Consider the following 16,084-nt stretch of genomic DNA (forward strand, 5'->3'; position numbering starts at 1 on the left):
TAGTGGGATAATGATATTAGGAATGAATAAAAGCCGCATTCCTAGTGATGGGGATTTTGGAATAATGTTATTAATGAATTAAAACCGCCCTCCTAGTGATGGGATAGTAATTCAGGAATTGCCTAAAACCCTAATTCTATCTCAATGGAGAACTCATGAAATCGAATCCCATCACTTCCCTCCTGCTTCAGCTGGAGGTAGATGAAGACCGCCAGATCGGAAAAGAATCGAATCAATTCACACCTTCTTTAGATGGTGGTCTATAAAAAACATCTTGTAATGCTTCCCTAATTCCCAAACTGTACAATTTCTGATGATCTCTGGATGGGTACACCCGGTTGGATAGAAAGATATATGTAAGCTTGTTTTCGGGATCTGCCCATACAAAAGTCCCTGTAAAACCGGAGTGGCCAAAACTTGCTGGGCTTGCTAAAGGAGATGGATACGCATCTGCCAAAGACAGCTCGGAATTGTTTAGGAGTGGTTTATCAAATCCCAATCCTCGACGGTTATCGTTTTCAGGAAATTGCACATCGGCAAACTCCTTGACGGTTTCAGCTGAAATAAGCTGTTGCCCATCTACATTGCCGTAATTCTGATATAAGAGCATCAGTTTTGCCAAGTCGTCGGCTGTGGCGAACAGGCCTGCATTACCTGAAATACCACCTTTCAGCGCCGCATTCTCATCGTGTACCCATCCGTTGACCAAGGTCTTTCTAAAGAGGGAATCCACTTCGGTTGGGACAATGGTATTTGGGTAATTTTTCACTTCGGGTAAATATCCTAAAGTATAGGCACCTATGGGTTTGTAGAAGTTCTCCTCCAAATAAGTCTGATAGTCCTTTCCAGTGAGTTGCTCGATCAAACTCGGGAAAATCAAAAAAGTAAGTCCCGAATACAGGTATTTCTTTTCCGCTGAAACTTCGGATCGATCGATGATCCGGTTCATCTTCCTTTCAAAACGATTGTTGATATAAATCCCCTCATATGCTTGCCCTAGGTAACGCTTATTGGATGAATCATGCACAAATCTTCTTTTGATTTTGCCATTTTTCTTTATCACTTCATTCAAAAAAACGATGTAGGGGATTAACCCTGCCTGGTGAGCCAAAATTTCCCGAAGTGTGAGGTCTTTTTTATCTTTTTGCTTTCTCCACGGCTCCCAATAGGTACTAAACGGTTTGTCCAAATCAAGTTTTCCCTCGTCCACCAACTTCATCAAGGCAGGTAAAGGCCCTGCAATTTTGGTCACCGAAGCCAAATCATATAAGTCGTCCAATGCGACAGGCTGAATGCTGTCGTAGGTATGATACCCGTAAGCTTTGTGAAAAATAACCGTATCATTCTTGGCTACTAATACTTGTGCACCTGGAAAAGCCAAACTGTCGATGCCCATTTTCATCAGGGAATCAACTTTATGTTCGATGTAAGCTTTATCAAATCCCATTTGAGATGGGCTGGCATGAATCAATTCCCGCTGGGCAAATCCAAGTTGAATCAGGGTGATAATTAAGAAAAATGATATCGAGATTTTTTTCATTCTGGAAGAGTTTGCTTTAAAATTATTGAAAAATAAGCAATAGGAATGGTGTGAAGGCGAATTCGTTTTCATTTGGCTAAAGCCGGGGTTGGGTGGGGAATCGAAAATAGGAATGGGCTAAAGCCGCATTCCTATTGATGGGATTTTGGAATGAATTAAAGATGGGAAGCGATCTTTCGTTTTAGTTAGGAATGGGCTAAAGCCACATTCCTATTGATGAGATTGTAGAATGAATAAAAGATGGGAAGCGATCTTTCGTTTTTATTAGAATCGGCTAAGGCCCCATTCCTAGTGATGTGTTGGTTTTTGGGCTTTATGCTAATCATTGAATTTCTGGAACCCGTGTTTTAAGATGAAATCCTCATATTCTTCCTGAAATGATTTCTTTCTATGATGTTGCTCTTGATTCTCGATGTACTTTCTAACTTTCGGAAGAATTGATTCTGATACTGAGACACCATAATATTCATCTTGCCATTCAAATTTCTCTGCAGTCAGTTGATTTTTATTTATCCAAAAAGATGATTCGCCTTTAACTAACTGCATTATTCTTTGAATAGTTTGATCTGTTCCCAAGGAGATCAGGCAATGACAATGGTCTGAATACCCACTCACAAAGTCGACAAATATTCCTTTCTCCTTGGCATTTTGACGGATGTGGTCCCACACTTTCATTCTTAATTCTCGAGTATTTAGATAAGAAAATCGGTTTTTAGTACTCCATATGAAGTGGATGTAGACTTTGATAAATGACATGGCTGAATAATTTAAAAAACTCAATTAATTTAATCTTTGTCGAGAACAAATACTATAGATCTTTGAATTTGGCTAAAGCCGGGGTTAGGGGGTGAATTGGCTATAGGAATGGGCTAAAGCCGCATTCCTATTGATGGGATTTTGGAATGAATAAAAGGAATGGGCTAAAGCCACATTCCTATTGATAGGAAGCAATCTTTCGTTTTTGGAATAGGAATAAGAATCCGTGGATTTTGGCTAAAGCCGGGTTGGGGGAGAATCGAAAATAGGAATGGGCTAAAGCCGCATTCCTATTGATGGGATAGTGGGAATGATTTTAGGAATGAATAAAAGCCAAATGTCTAATGATGGGATTGTAGAATCATATGAACAATGAAATAAAATGCATTCCTAGTGGTGGGATCTTAGGGTAATTATATTAATGAATTAAAACCGCCCTCCTTGTGATTGAAGCAATCTTTCGTTTTTGGAATAGGAATAAGAGTCCGTGGATTTTGGCTAAAGCCGGGTTGGGGGGAGAATCGAAAATAGGAATGGGCTAAAGCCGCATTCCTATTGATGGGATGGTGGGAATGATTTTAGGAATGAATAAAAGCCAAATGTCTAATGATGGGATTGTGGAATCATATGAGCAATGAAATAAAGCCGCATTTCTAGTGATGGGATTGTGGAATCATATGAGCAATGAAATAAAATGCATTCCTAGTGGTGTGATCTTAGGGTAATTATATTAATGAATTAAAACCGCCCTCCTTGTGATTGAAGCAATCTTTCGTTTTTGGAATAGGAATAAGAGTCCGTGGATTTTGGCTAAAGCCGGGGTTGGGGGGAGGATCGAAAATAGGAATGGGCTAAAGCCGCATTCCTATTGATGGGATAGTGGGAATGATTTTAGGAATGAATAAAAGCCAAATGTCTAATGATGGGGGATTGTGGAATCATATGAACAATGAAATAAAGCCACATTCCTAGTAATGGAAGCAATCTTTCGTTTGGATTCTTAGGAATGGAAATACCAGAACTTCAAGGGGGTTGATTGGGGCCCAGGCTTTTTGGTTATTTTTTGGTCGCTAAAAAGTGACAAAGATAAAACCTACAAAAAATGGAGGGTGGTGTATGGAATAGTGGCTCACCGAAAAAATATGAAGCAATCATAAATAGACGGTATACTTTCTTTAAGAAAAATGAGTTTTAATCCGACATGCTTTACCATTCAATTCGGGGTAAGCTCCTGAATATTATCACCCTATCTTCTTCTCTCATTCTTATCCTTTTTGATCTTTATTATTCTTCTACGGAAAATTAGGTAGATGATAAGAATCACTGCCGGAATCACCAGAAAAATAACCAAGTCGCTTGTATCTGATAAGTCCACCGGCCCGGTTGGTTTGGGTATATCCTTTGGCACTTGGGAATATGAAATGCTTGGTATTAGGAATAGTACCAATAGTAACGTTATTGTCGAGGAGATGTATTTTAAGAAGTTGTTCATCATGATAACTTAGTTTCTATTGTTAAAAGCAGCTCGTAAAAACTTTATGAAATGTTGATTTAGGTTAAACCCAAGAGTTTAGATAGCCTATCATTCAGCATAAAATTCTGCTATGCTAATTTCTCCACCGTTGGATGATCGATTCCAGATCAGATTTTCAGCCAAAGGAAAGAGATGTGCACTTGACTCGAAGAAGTGCATCATATATCCTGCAGTATTCACGAAGATCACCACATCTCCTACCTCAGGAAGCTTTCTCAGAGCTATTTTTCGCTTGAGTAGAACGTCTCTTTCCAGACAATAAGCCCCAGTAAAGTACACTTCCGCGCTTTGCTCCTCCCCTTCTTCATTCTGGTATATTACAAAAGGATCTAACATAAAATCAGCACTTCCACTGAGCATTTGGGTCATGTTCATTTCCAGACCGACCAACCAATCCCCTCTAGAATCCTTCTTTCTGAAAGCAACTTTGGCCGCAGTGAGTCCCACCTGATCTAACATGGACCTTCCAGGCTCCATTCTGACTTCAATACCTAGACTCTTCGTCTGTTCCGCCAGAGTATCCCCAGAAGACGTCTTATATGCTAATATTTTTCTAAGAAAATCACCTTTAGATAGGTAGTTCCAAAATGGATATGTTTTAAGCTCCCCCTGCAGCGCACCCCCAAAAACCTGCAATCCCAATCCTTGATTTTCGAAAGTAATCGGGTCAATCTTATTATTGATTGCCCGTCGAAGTTGCAAGCTGAAATTATCCCATTCTGTTTCGTATTTGAGGTAATTCATCAGGATCCCTCCACCTATATCTATAAATTCAGTTTTAAAACCTTTTTGGGACAAACGCTCGGATAACGCAAGACACTGACTCAACGCTATACTTCGCTCTTCTACGGAATAGCCATTTAGGTGAAAATGTAGCCCTTTGTAGCTCAGTTGATCAAATCGCGTAGACTCTGCAAAATTGTCTTTCACAAATGTGTTGAGGGTTTCAATATCAAAACCAAATCTGCTGTAAAGCTTTGAATCCCGAACTGTAAAACCACTTACTCGAAAAGCGATGTTTGCATTTTTACCTGCCTCTTTTGCAATTTCTTGTACCTGAATACATTCATCTTCATTATCAAGAACAAGTAGACTCCCCTTTCTAACTGCCTTATCAATCAGGCCCTTGTTTTTGACTGCTGCTGTTACAATCAAGTCCGACCCGGGAATCCCCATTTCCAGACATTGACTGTATTCCTGATAGCTGGCAGTGTCTATCCCCATCCCCAGGGAATGAGCCTTTTGAACCACAGCTTTGGTTTTGTTGGCTTTTCTGGCGAAAAAGATTCTATTCTTCAAACCTGCCTCTTCAAATACCCGATGGTAGGATTCATAATTCTCATCCATTGCATCCGTTTGATGAATGTTTATAGGTGAGCCGTGCTTTTCCAGCAGTTGATTCAATATGCCTTTTGCATTCATCAACTCATGCATCCAGGCAGATGTAATTGGAGTAAGTGTTGGTAAGTGAGCCATTAGATAGAATTTAATCGAAGTTGAGTTTCAGGTTCATTTAGAAGTAATTTTTGCTTTAGGTTTTTAGCCCAATCACTGACAAAATCATTCCGCTTCCTGGAAAGAGAATCATTGTCATAAGTGAGTCCTTCTGTAGGTGTGCCGGTAAAAGTTATTGCTTTATTTGCCCAGCCAGTCTCATCTACGGGGTGTCCTTTTTCGTTGATAGCCAAACATCCAGGTCTGAAATCCAGACAGCCCTCCAAGCGATTCACATAAGGAATGATTAAATTCTGCTCAAGTAAGTTTTCATAGAGTGGGCCTGCACAGCGATGCAATTGGATTTTGGGAATCCGTGCATCGATAAGAAAGTCCACTGAAACCTGCTCCTCCTTATTCATTGATAGTGTATAATTTGATGCTTTGGAAATTTCCGGATTTTTGGAAAAAGAGAAATCTATTACCCCTGCTTTTGCTATAGCTTGTATTTTCTTCATGTTTTCAATTGGAGGACCATAAGTGATTCTATTCAGATGTCCGGCATATTTTTCCAGAAATGTCTTTTGGGATTGTGGTTTCAAACCACCATAACTGTAAAGCTCATTGAAGAAATCGCTGAGATGTCGCCAGACATCAGCAGTTGCCGCGAAGGCACTTTTCTCTATTCCTGTCTCCGCTTCCCGAATACTCATTTCTATGAATTCAAGGGTACTTTTATCCAATTCACTTTCTGGAAGAGTGCCTTCTAGGAAACTGTGAAAATCAAACCTCGGAAGTTCAGGAAACTGCTCATGAAAGTTTTCAATTTGAAACTCCACCTCTGCATAGTCTTTTAAAACTTCCAATTCCAGACCTTTACTTGAAAACAATTTGGAGTAATAAACAGCTGTAAAGTCCTGCTCAATAAGAGGTAAAAGCTGGCGTTCGAAGTCATATTTTCCTTCTAGGGTTGAAATAAATTCAACTGACTCCTGCGTGAAATAAAAGGGAGCCAATGATGATTTCCCATAGGTATTGCCCCTTGGAATCATCGGTAATCCTGACTTCGAGAATGGAAAAAGCAGCTCAGGTTCTAACCCAGACTTGGTGTAGACCAGACGGCCATTTTCCTCCTCATGAAATTTGCCTCCTCTACCTTCAGTCAGTGCTAACACTGTATCGATAAAGGTCAATCCCATACCTTTGATAGCTACCTTGCTACCAGCTGAGACTTCCTTTAGACGTAGATCTACTGGGTAAATAAAGTCTATATGACTTGCCTGCGGCAGTAAATCAGCGTCATTGATACATGCATGTCCAGTGGCTATGAGCATGTTATCCACTTTATTTATTTCAACCTCGGTGCCAATAGCAGGGGTTTTGTAACAAACGGAATAATTCTCTTCTCCTCTTTCTATCCTAATGACATCACCTACATGCTTGAAAATAGAGATATGGTCTGGACAGTTTTCAACTAACTCATTGAATCCTTCAGCTAGGTATCTTCCCACTGTGGCCCTGGATGAAAATGTCGTTTCAGTAGCAGTTGGAAACTCATCTGCGTGCAGCTTCAACCATTCTACATAAGACCTGGGATGAGGAACTGCTGGTTTGGGATCTTGATCAGGCCACATATTGATGTAGGCATTGACATAATTCATCTTCAAGTAAGGCGGCTGGGCAGGATTATAAACTTCTCCAGCGCCAAAGGAATCTGACTTGTTGAACAGGTGAATTTCTATTGGAATAGGATGATCTACTTGCGCTAGATTAGCAAGAAGGCGCTCTAGGCCGTAGAGTCCTTTTGGACCTAATCCTACAATAGCTATTCTTTTTTTCTCTTGATTCATTGATGATATATTTTGACAATGTTAATCCGCAGGTAAGCCAGTCTCTTATATTTGCTCAGTTGGCTGGAAGACTGCAGTCCAAAACGCTAGTTTTAACTATCTCTTTTAAAAGCTTCTTCCTTTAACTTCAAAAGGAGCCACTAGTCTAGTGGATTGAACGTTTAAGAAATCAAACGAGCACAGCTTCCCTAGTATTGATATTCTCTTCCACCCAATCCTCATTATAAATCGTATCTAAATACCTTTCTCCCCGATCACATAAAATCATTGCTACAGAAGCTCCAGTCGGCATCTTTGAAGCGTATTTTTGCACTGCTGAAGTGACAGCTCCTGAAGATCCACCGCATAGAATAGCTTCGGTATTTATCAACTTATGACAGCCTGCTACACATTCTTCGTCAGTTACATGCACCACATCAAAAATTGATTCTATGTCCAAGAATTGGGATTTTCTGCCCGCCCCATGACCAGGGATTTTACGTTCACCAGCAGGAGTTCCGAAAATCACACTCCCCACTGCATCCACAGCAATTACCTTGGTTTTGAGCTTATTGCTAATGATGTATTCCGCACAGCCCATCAAAGTCCCACAGGTACTAGTAGCCGCAAAGAGGTAATCTGGCGCAGTTCCCAGATCTTTGACGATCTCATGCATGGTCTGTTTGTGAGCTACGGGATTTTGTGGATTTCCGTATTGATTAGTCCAAAAACTTCTGGGATTGTTTTTTAAAATTTCCTGCACCCTATCTAACCTAGCCTGCAAATAGCCTCCTACTTGGGCAGGCTTGCTTACGAAATTCACTTTGCCTCCGTATGCTTTAATGATTTTTATATTTTGCTTATTAACCATTGGATCCACCACTACTTCCAGGTTAAGTCCAAAATACTTGCACGTTTGGGCGAGGCCTATGGCCATATTTCCCGAACTGGATTCTACCACCGTATCACCTTTTCTTAACTTTCCAGTTTCCATTGCGTCGGTAATCAGTTGTAAGGCGGTGCGATCTTTAATACTACCTCCGGGATTGAAAGCTTCCATTTTTGCAACAATTCTTAGCTGCTTTTCAGGAAATAATCGATTAAGGCGAACTAGTGGGGTATGCCCTACAGTATCCAATATTCTGGAGAAACAAGGTTGAGATGGGTTGTTCATTTTCCGACTTGGTTAAGCTTTGAGATTATAGTTGGTTTAGTTTTACTTTAGTTTTACAAGCTATTCCTAACTAAAACTGAACCTTTCAACTCTCTAGTGCTGAGAAGTACCCCTATTATTCCAAATACTAGCCGAGAACCTTCGTGAAAGGCATTCCCATTTTCACCTAAATATTACCATAATCCCCCTTGAATATGATTTAAAAGGGATTTGAGAATTTACATGATAAAAAGCCAATAAAAATTACTTTAGATTATTATGCACTAGTCTCAACTAATTTTTTATAAAAGAATGTAGAAATCATACCGAGATGTAGGAAAAATTCACCCCAATCTATCTTTTGGTTTTATTCTGGGGAAGGACGAAGACTAGTTGGGTAAATAGTCCCGAGGACGTAAGCCAGAAACTTCCTGTAGAAAAACTTTGCGTCCCTATATCGGTCCCATATCGGGAATCTTTTTTCACATCAACACCCTACTTATTGCAGATTCTACCACTATAATCCCTGGTAGGCCACTTATTTTTTTGGCTGAAAGATTGATTTCTATTCCAGTTGGAAATCAATTCTCGAGGGAATTTGAGGTTAAAATAGCATTTACAGGGTTTTAGAAAAGCAATATGAAATCAAAAGAAATACTACTTTCTCTTACGCTATTAGTCGTAGGAATCTATTTTTTTATCGTTGGAATCATAGAAGCCTCTGGCTTTCTAAAACCTCTGTCTATCGCAGTACTTTTGACATTGATTTGTATTCCTTTCTGTAGAAAACTAGAAAGCTGGAAGCTTTCTCGGGGTCTTTCTGCCTTAGTAAGTGTGGTTTTAAGCTTACTGGTATTTATCTCCTTTTTTACAATTATTACCGCTCAAATAGCCAATATATCCGAACGCTGGCCAGAAATTCAGCGAAAAATGCAACCCAAATTAGAAGAGGTACAAGAGACCATAGCCGAAAAAACAGGAGTCAATTTCCAAAAGGAATTTCAGATGCTTTATCCACCCAGTGAAGCAGAAAGTTCTACCAATTCGGAAAACGATAAGCAATCAAGTTCCTCAGCATCCAAAGCATCTTCTCCAAAAGAAATGGTCTCCAATGCCTCCGAAGAGATAGGCATGATTGTGATGAATTTTTTCAACTTTATGTCAGGTGCCGTACTTACTTTGGTTTACTTATTTTTCCTCCTGTTGTATAGAAATAAAGTAAAGCTTTCCGTATTAAAGTTTTTCAGCAAAGCAAACCGGAAAGAAGCCGAAGAAGTGATGAATCATTCCATAGAGCTGGCATTGAATTTTATCGTAGGAAGAGTGATTTTAATAGCTTTTCTAGCGGTGATTTATAGCATTGGCCTATCACTTTCAGGAATCGAAAATGCCATACTCATCTCTGTCATTGCTGCTATTTTGTCTCTGGTGCCTTTTATAGGGAATATCATAGGATATGGATTGTCCCTAGTAATGGCAGTTTTTGCAGGAGCCGAGCTTTGGGGGATTATTGGAGTCAGTATCACCTTTGGACTTGCGCAATTTATAGAAAGCTATATACTAGAACCTTATGTCGTTGGAAGCAAAGTAGAAGTTAATCCTCTAGTCACCATAGTGGTGGTAATCCTGGGAGGTTCGATATGGGGAATCGTTGGAATGATTTTGAGTATCCCAATTGCTGGGATTTGTAAGATAATCTTTGATTCTATTCCTGCCCTACAGCCGATTGGCTATGCCTTAGGAGAAAAAGATGTAGAAGGTGCTGATGAAGAAAACTTCCTTAGTAAATGGGGCAAAAACCTGTGGGAAAAAGTTAGTAACTAAGATTTAGAATTGATGGTAAATCAAGCTCTATGGGTCCTTTAAATAAATGTTGAATATCCAATCCGCATTTCTCCGAATTTGGCTTAAACTAAAGTAGTTTAAGCTTCCTAATCTGTTTCGGATGAATCAACGGCGGTATTCCGCAAAAAAGGCTGGCGATTATCCAGACCTTTTGATTAGTTCACAACTCATTTCAATATTCTTCGGCCAAAATATCCATAGCAGCCTCAGCCCATTCGATTATTTTTTGTCGCTGAGTATCATCCAAATCAGCCTCTGCGTGCATAGTGATGTAAATCGGCAAGGGCATGTGTTTCTCTTCTACGGTGGAATAAATATCATCCAAAATAGCCAGCTGATCCATCAGCTCATATTCTGACCATATTGAAAAGTTTACCTCTTCCCTAGCCATTTTCACGTCTTTGGCAACAAGCCAAGAAACAGGTGCCACGTGAGAATACCACGGGTATTGAGTTACGTTACTATGGCAATTATAGCAGGCAGTTTGAAGTAAATCAGCTACTTCTCCATCTACAATTCTAGAACCGATTAAATCCCCAGGATTATCCTGAGTCACTTCAGGAAGTTCGGTGGGAACTAGTTGTATTCCAAGGATGATCAGGGCTACTACTAGCCCTGAATAGTGCCAAACCTTCATTTACTCTCCTTTTTTCTTCTTTCCAGCACTCCATTCTTTTAGAATTGCCATCTCCTCTTCAGATAGCTTTCCCTCAGGTTTATTTTCCAAAAACCTAGCTGGGGGCATATCGCCTTCAGTCAACACTTCGTTGATTTTTGACATAGTTGCTAATTGCTTGGATTTCTTTTCCGCTTCGAAAAAATCCCAATCCAACTTCTTCTTGCCCTTTTCATTTTTAGATTCGGCATTGTGGCAACCGTAGCATTTTTGATCTACTATCGCTTTCACATTAGCAGGCATTTTAGCATCGAATAGAAGGAAATCTGGGTGTTTTTCAGCTTCCGGTTTTTGGGAAGCCTGAAAAAACAAGAGGCCTACAATCGCGGCCGCAGGGAGCAAAGCAATTCTTTTCATAGTCATAGGGGTTAGTGAAATATTCTATTGAATTTAATACGTCTAGCAGATACAATATGATTTTTTTTCTAATTTTTTAATATAAGAAAATGTATATCCGCTTTTCTACCAGTAAAGGGGGAAAAGCAATCTAGAATTTGTTCAAAATTATATTTGAGGTCACTTCAGCCTGTCCCGCCAATGTGGGAGTCTTCGGTCATCGGTCTTCCGACCAGATAAGCAAAGAATCTAAGGCACTGGCATCATTGCGGATAATCACATATAAGAATTTGACAAATGGCTAAACCAACAACTATTCTACCGTTCTTATTATACATTTACTAGTCTTAATTGTCTATAAATTAACTTTGTGACTAGTAATCCTAAACCATGAAATAACTCACATGTCCAAGAAACCCGAAGTATGGCTAAGAGGACCGATTGAAGGCTATCCCCTGCTTTTGCAACCTGTAGTACATGCGGTTTTACAAGCGCAGGAAGAAATTCATGCATTGATGAGGGATTTCTCATTAGAATTACTTTGGGAAAGACCCGCAGGAATGGCTAGCCCAGCATTTCATTTGCAGCATATCGCCGGAGTACTGGATAGAATGGTGACTTATGCTAAGGGTGAATCTCTTACTACAGAGCAGTTTGCTTACTTGAAAAAAGAAGGAGTGGTAGAAAAGAAACTGACAACTGAAGAGCTATTGAATTTTCTTGATCTGCAGATTCAGGCCTTTTTGAAATTTGTAGAAAAAACCAATACGGATAAACTGATTGAATTCCGCGGTGTTGGTAGAGCTCAACTCCCCTCTTCTGTGGGAGGTTTACTTTTCCATGCAGCAGAACATATGACAAGGCATTTGGGACAGTTGCTTGTCACAGTGAAAATTTTGCAGGAATAAGTCCAGTGCTGGCAAATCAGGAGAGCGAACAACTTTATGCTCTAAAAAACAATTGGTGACAAAACAGAAAAATCCCTGTTGTTAACAAGGATTTTATCATTTGTAACTATTTAGAATAAAGCTTAGCCCGCTTCGTCCTGCAAAGCCTTAATATTATTGTCTGTGTAGAATTTGTCCCTGAGCTCTTGGAATTCTTCTTCTAGGGAAGTGACTAGGGCAAGATTGCTATCAACATTTGACCACATATCAGGCAGTTTCTTCTCCAGAAGACTTACACCTAGATTGATATTATCTGCTTCAATTTTCGATATTTTCTTCAATACAGAAGTTTGACTATTCTTCAAATCATCAAATTCCCTCAGGATTTTATCCATCATTTCAAGTTTTTCTAACTTATCCATAGTTCTAATTTTTAGTTAACTGAATTTTCCTGCCTTTTTAATATACTAATTATCTTCCACTTAGTAATTTAAACGGCGTTCAACTTTCTTGGTAAACACACTCACAATGAAGCTAATACCTCTAATTTCTTTTCAGCAGGATAGAAAAAAGGAAATCTCAACTCATACCTCCGACGTGCTATTATAGTTTGTCTTCAAAGGTGAAATGATCAGAATTTAGCTTTCCTCCACTTCTTAAAATCAGGTATGCACCGGCTACACCAAACGCCACTTTCAAGGCTATATTTTTTTTGGACAAAGCCAGCGAGAGTACATAGGTCCCAGCGATTAGAGATGTCAGTCCCTCTGAATAATTGGTAATTTTTCTTAAGCTATTCATAGCTTTATGGTCTTTATTTGTCAGGATAATTTCACTCATTGGAACTAGAGGTTCAAATAACATGCTAGATGAATTTTCCATGCTCAGCAGCTATAAATGCCATGGTTCGTTCTAAAAAGGATTAAAATCAAGTAGTATGTGCCCCAAATTGAGGAGAAGGAAAAAGTAGTTGGCAGGGCTTAGGATTGGTTATGACTCACTCAATAATGACTTCAACTCCTATTTTTCAAGCAGGTTTAAACGCACAATTATTTCTTCGGTATCCCCATTTCCACAAGAATCTTATATTTTGCAAACCCTTCATTAACTGAAGGAAATCAATGCTAAACCTAGTTATCTCACTTAATGCGCAATTCCAATACTCTCATACTTTCCTGTAGTATATCACTGGCTATTTTCTCCAGTTGCACTCCAGAAAAATCACCTTTTGATGTTTCACCTGCGGATTCTATGGACCCTAAACGATTGGAACAACCCTACCCTGCCATCAGCATTCCTGAAGATGCAGACATGGAATCTCCAGTTTGGAAAGGCATAGATCTTAGCCCTCAAGCACCTTTGGTGCCTGTATCGGCCAATGAAGAATTGAAATCCTTTAAACTTCAGCCTGGATACAAGCTTGAGCCGATTTTGTCTGAACCTCAAATCCGCGAACCTGCGGCGATTCAGTTTGACGGAAATGGACGAATGTATGTACTCGAACTCAGAACTTACATGCAAGACATCGATGCTACTGGAGAATTGATGCCTACGTCGAGAATATCCAGATGGGAGGACAAAGACAACGATGGGGTATATGAAACAAGTGTAATCTTCTTGGACAGCCTGGTATTTCCACGTTATGTAGTTCCTTTTGGCAAAAACACCATTTTATCCATGGAGTCAAATGAGGACAATGTTTACAAATACACGGATACTGATGGGGATGGAAAGGCCGATAAGAAGGAACTTTTCGCCTCTGGATTGGGAAGATCCGGTAACGTGGAGCATCAGACTAGTTTCCTGACTTGGACCATGGACAACTGGATGTACAGTACTTACAATTCCCGAAGAATCCGCTGGACACCTGATGGAGTGATTCAAGAACCTGCAGGAAATCCTTGGGGGCAATGGGGAGTAACTCAGGATAATTATGGACAGACATGGTTCCAGGACGGTGCAGGAGGAGTTCCTCAAGGATTCCAGTTCCCACTAGTCTATGGTAATTTCGGGGTCAAAGGCCAATATAAAGATGGATTCAGAGAGCCTTTTAGTTTGGTAAAATTGGCTGATTTCCAACCTGGAATGCGGGAAGCAAAAGCAGATGGCTCACTTAATAATGTGACAGGTGCAGCTGGAAATGATGTATTTCGCGGAGACAGACTTCCAGCAGAGATACAAAACAAATACTTTTATGGTGAGCCGGTAGGCCGTATAGTTCGTCAGGTAAACACTGAGAAAATAGAAGGTCTATCGTATATACAAAACCCATACAGAGATGCTCAATCTGAGTTTATTCAATCCACAGACCCTTTGTTCAGACCAGTAGATATAGCCACTGCTCCGGATGGCACCATGTATATCGTCGATATGTATCGAGGTATAATTCAGCAAGGAAACTGGACTCAAGATGGAAGCTACCTTCGTACCAAAATCCAGCAATATCAAATGGATGATATTGCCGGAAATGGGCGAATCTGGAGACTGACCTATGAGGGGATGGAAAGAAACAAGGAGAAGCCAAAAATGCTAGATGAGACTTCAGCTCAACTTGTACGTCACCTAAGCAATCCAAATGGATGGTGGAGAGATAAAGCTCAGCAGCTAATTATCTTGAATCAGGATAAATCAGTGGCCGGTGACTTAGAAAAAATTGTAAATACATCTGACAATGAGTTGGCCAGGATTCACGCCTTATGGACCATGGAAGGTTTAAATTCTCTTAAACTCCAAATGGTTAAAAAGTTGCTCAAGGATGAAAGTCCTCAAATGCGAATTCAGGCACTCCGTGCAAGTGAAAGTCTTTATAAATATGGGGAAAAGAGTTTGGCTGCCGACTATAGGGAAATGATCAACGATTCCTCACGAGATGTGGCTTTACAAGCTTTGTTAAGTGCATTTGTTCTTAAAATAGATCAGAATGAAGAGTTGATTAAATCAACCTTGGCAGTAAATCAATCTGAGGGAATGCAGCTTGTTGGGACGCAGCTATTGGAGCGTATCGCAAAGGAAAAGGAATTAGCCGCTACTCAGTTTGAGCCTCAACAACTTGCTCTTTACAACAAAGGCAAAACCATCTTCGACAGTTACTGTTCTACTTGTCATGGGCCTAAAGGATTGGGGACACCAACTGGCAGCGGGGAACTAATTGCACCTGCATTCTCCGGTTCTCAGAGACTAATGGGTCATCCTGAATACGCAGTTAAAACGTTGCTGCACGGATTGAATGGAGCTTTGGATGGAAAGGAATACGAGGGAGTAATGATTGCGATGGATAGCAATGACGATGAATATATCGCTTCTGTAGTATCCTATATCCGAAATGATTTTGGGAATTCCGGAAGCTTCGTAAGTCCTGAATATGTAGCACAACTTAGAAAAGAAACAGCTGATAAAGAGGGAACTTACCAGTTTGACGAACTTGTCTCAGAAATCCCAAAAGCACTTCCATTACAGGATAACTGGAAAGTTTCGGCAAGCAGCACAGCATTGCAAGGCGTAGGTTCAACTAAGGACCCTTCTTATGCTTTTACATACAAAGGATGGAAAACAGAAAGCCCTCAAGAGCCAGGCATGTGGTTCCAGATAGAACTTCCTACCGCTAAGCATATCACAGAAATTCAGTTTGATGCTGGAGGTAAAGAGTATCCTCTTGCGTATTCCGTTTCGACTTCTACAGATGGTAAGACCTGGACTAAAGTAGCAGAGTCTGCTGGAAATCAGGGAGAAAACACGATTCAATGGAAAGCCGAGGGAAATGCAAGATTCCTTAAATTAGAAAGCACGAAAAGTGGGGAGCAGCCTTGGGCGATGAAATCATTGACGCTTTTTGCCAGATGATTGAACCTTAAAAATTAACAAACATAGTGGTGTGTTATAATTAAGCGATGAGGTAGCTCATCGCTTTTTTTAGTTACTCATAAATTACCATTTATGATTATCTGGCATTTACCTTGGATTCTTTGCTTATCTGGTCGGAAGATTACCGCACTGGAGAGACAGGCTGAAGCCGCCTCAATTCTTAAGTTTAACGTATCCTTTTTTTGCTTTTGACTCCCTACTGGAACAAAAACTGATATACATATTACCATGTA

13 protein-coding genes are annotated in these 16,084 nt (G+C 40.1%); 4 read left to right on the plus strand and 9 right to left on the minus strand.

All coding sequences use genetic code 11. From position 1 onward, the window contains the following. Positions 1-232: 232 nt before the first annotated feature. Positions 233-1,540: a serine hydrolase domain-containing protein gene (locus QOL76_RS00005; RefSeq protein ID WP_283410960.1), complete on the minus strand. Its 1,308-nt coding sequence runs from the start codon at positions 1,538-1,540 to the stop codon at positions 233-235. A gap of 318 nt (positions 1,541-1,858) precedes the next feature. Continuing rightward, positions 1,859-2,296 carry a transposase gene (locus tag QOL76_RS00010; protein WP_283410961.1) on the minus strand — a complete coding sequence of 146 codons (438 nt, stop codon included), beginning with the start codon at positions 2,294-2,296 and terminating at the stop codon, positions 1,859-1,861. Between the two features lie 1,310 nt (positions 2,297-3,606). On the opposite strand from QOL76_RS00010, the gene QOL76_RS00015 reads away from it, so the two are divergent. Beyond that, positions 3,607-3,801 carry a hypothetical protein gene (locus QOL76_RS00015; protein WP_283410962.1) on the plus strand — a complete coding sequence of 65 codons (195 nt, stop codon included), beginning with the start codon at positions 3,607-3,609 and terminating at the stop codon, positions 3,799-3,801. Between the two features lie 77 nt (positions 3,802-3,878). Here the strand turns inward: QOL76_RS00015 and QOL76_RS00020 are convergent, their stop codons facing one another. From QOL76_RS00020 to sbnA, 3 genes are all read right to left on the minus strand, one after another. Continuing rightward, positions 3,879-5,306 carry a type III PLP-dependent enzyme domain-containing protein gene (locus QOL76_RS00020; RefSeq protein ID WP_283410963.1) on the minus strand — a complete coding sequence of 476 codons (1,428 nt, stop codon included), beginning with the start codon at positions 5,304-5,306 and terminating at the stop codon, positions 3,879-3,881. Further along, the gene (locus QOL76_RS00025) at positions 5,306-7,114 is read right to left on the minus strand and encodes an FAD/NAD(P)-binding protein (protein WP_283410964.1); all 1,809 of its coding nucleotides are present in this window, start codon (positions 7,112-7,114) and stop codon (positions 5,306-5,308) included. The genes QOL76_RS00020 and QOL76_RS00025 overlap by 1 nt, the downstream gene beginning before the upstream one ends. A 169-nt stretch (positions 7,115-7,283) precedes the next feature. Further along, on the minus strand, positions 7,284-8,267 hold the full coding sequence (gene sbnA / locus QOL76_RS00030; protein WP_283410965.1) for a 2,3-diaminopropionate biosynthesis protein SbnA: 984 nt from the start codon (positions 8,265-8,267) through the stop codon (positions 7,284-7,286). A 618-nt stretch (positions 8,268-8,885) separates the two neighbouring features. Here sbnA and QOL76_RS00035 point away from each other — a divergent pair. After that, the gene (locus tag QOL76_RS00035; protein WP_283410966.1) at positions 8,886-10,070 is read left to right on the plus strand and encodes an AI-2E family transporter; all 1,185 of its coding nucleotides are present in this window, start codon (positions 8,886-8,888) and stop codon (positions 10,068-10,070) included. 193 nt (positions 10,071-10,263) lie between these two features. Here the strand turns inward: QOL76_RS00035 and QOL76_RS00040 are convergent, their stop codons facing one another. Next, the gene (locus QOL76_RS00040; RefSeq protein ID WP_283410967.1) at positions 10,264-10,728 is read right to left on the minus strand and encodes a heme-binding domain-containing protein; all 465 of its coding nucleotides are present in this window, start codon (positions 10,726-10,728) and stop codon (positions 10,264-10,266) included. After that, positions 10,729-11,124, minus strand: coding sequence for a heme-binding domain-containing protein (locus tag QOL76_RS00045; RefSeq protein WP_283410968.1), 396 nt, complete (start codon positions 11,122-11,124; stop codon positions 10,729-10,731). Positions 11,125-11,507: 383 nt separating this feature from the next. Here QOL76_RS00045 and QOL76_RS00050 point away from each other — a divergent pair, with 383 nt between their 5' ends. Next, a complete protein-coding gene (locus tag QOL76_RS00050; protein WP_283410969.1) occupies positions 11,508-12,011 on the plus strand; it encodes a DinB family protein in 504 nt (167 codons plus the stop codon). Between the two features lie 122 nt (positions 12,012-12,133). Here the strand turns inward: QOL76_RS00050 and QOL76_RS00055 are convergent, their stop codons facing one another. Beyond that, complete coding sequence (locus QOL76_RS00055) at positions 12,134-12,412, minus strand: hypothetical protein (RefSeq protein WP_283410970.1); 279 nt, start codon at positions 12,410-12,412, stop codon at positions 12,134-12,136. Between the two features lie 181 nt (positions 12,413-12,593). Continuing rightward, positions 12,594-12,791 (minus strand): hypothetical protein, encoded by a 198-nt coding sequence (locus QOL76_RS00060; RefSeq protein WP_283410971.1) that lies wholly within the window; start codon positions 12,789-12,791, stop codon positions 12,594-12,596. A 345-nt stretch (positions 12,792-13,136) separates the two neighbouring features. Between QOL76_RS00060 and QOL76_RS00065 the strand changes: the two genes are divergently transcribed. Beyond that, on the plus strand, positions 13,137-15,830 hold the full coding sequence (locus QOL76_RS00065) for a DUF7133 domain-containing protein (RefSeq protein WP_283410972.1): 2,694 nt from the start codon (positions 13,137-13,139) through the stop codon (positions 15,828-15,830). Positions 15,831-16,084: the final 254 nt, after the last annotated feature.

Source organism: Algoriphagus winogradskyi (assembly GCF_900182815.1).
Lineage (GTDB): Bacteria > Bacteroidota > Bacteroidia > Cytophagales > Cyclobacteriaceae > Algoriphagus > Algoriphagus winogradskyi.

What these genes read in the sequence shown, in the direction of transcription:
- QOL76_RS00010 (WP_283410961.1), bottom strand. Translation starts at nt 2,296, where the DNA reads ATGTCATTTATCAAAGTCTACATCCACTTCATATGGAGTACTAAAAAC.
- QOL76_RS00035 (WP_283410966.1), top strand. Translation starts at nt 8,886, where the DNA reads ATGAAATCAAAAGAAATACTACTTTCTCTTACGCTATTAGTCGTAGGA.
- QOL76_RS00050 (WP_283410969.1), top strand. Translation starts at nt 11,508, where the DNA reads ATGTCCAAGAAACCCGAAGTATGGCTAAGAGGACCGATTGAAGGCTAT.
- QOL76_RS00015 (WP_283410962.1), top strand. Translation starts at nt 3,607, where the DNA reads ATGATAAGAATCACTGCCGGAATCACCAGAAAAATAACCAAGTCGCTT.
- QOL76_RS00020 (WP_283410963.1), bottom strand. Translation starts at nt 5,306, where the DNA reads ATGGCTCACTTACCAACACTTACTCCAATTACATCTGCCTGGATGCAT.
- QOL76_RS00005 (WP_283410960.1), bottom strand. Translation starts at nt 1,540, where the DNA reads ATGAAAAAAATCTCGATATCATTTTTCTTAATTATCACCCTGATTCAA.
- QOL76_RS00045 (WP_283410968.1), bottom strand. Translation starts at nt 11,124, where the DNA reads ATGAAAAGAATTGCTTTGCTCCCTGCGGCCGCGATTGTAGGCCTCTTG.
- QOL76_RS00040 (WP_283410967.1), bottom strand. Translation starts at nt 10,728, where the DNA reads ATGAAGGTTTGGCACTATTCAGGGCTAGTAGTAGCCCTGATCATCCTT.
- QOL76_RS00065 (WP_283410972.1), top strand. Translation starts at nt 13,137, where the DNA reads ATGCGCAATTCCAATACTCTCATACTTTCCTGTAGTATATCACTGGCT.
- QOL76_RS00060 (WP_283410971.1), bottom strand. Translation starts at nt 12,791, where the DNA reads ATGAATAGCTTAAGAAAAATTACCAATTATTCAGAGGGACTGACATCT.
- QOL76_RS00025 (WP_283410964.1), bottom strand. Translation starts at nt 7,114, where the DNA reads ATGAATCAAGAGAAAAAAAGAATAGCTATTGTAGGATTAGGTCCAAAA.
- sbnA (WP_283410965.1), bottom strand. Translation starts at nt 8,267, where the DNA reads ATGAACAACCCATCTCAACCTTGTTTCTCCAGAATATTGGATACTGTA.
- QOL76_RS00055 (WP_283410970.1), bottom strand. Translation starts at nt 12,412, where the DNA reads ATGGATAAGTTAGAAAAACTTGAAATGATGGATAAAATCCTGAGGGAA.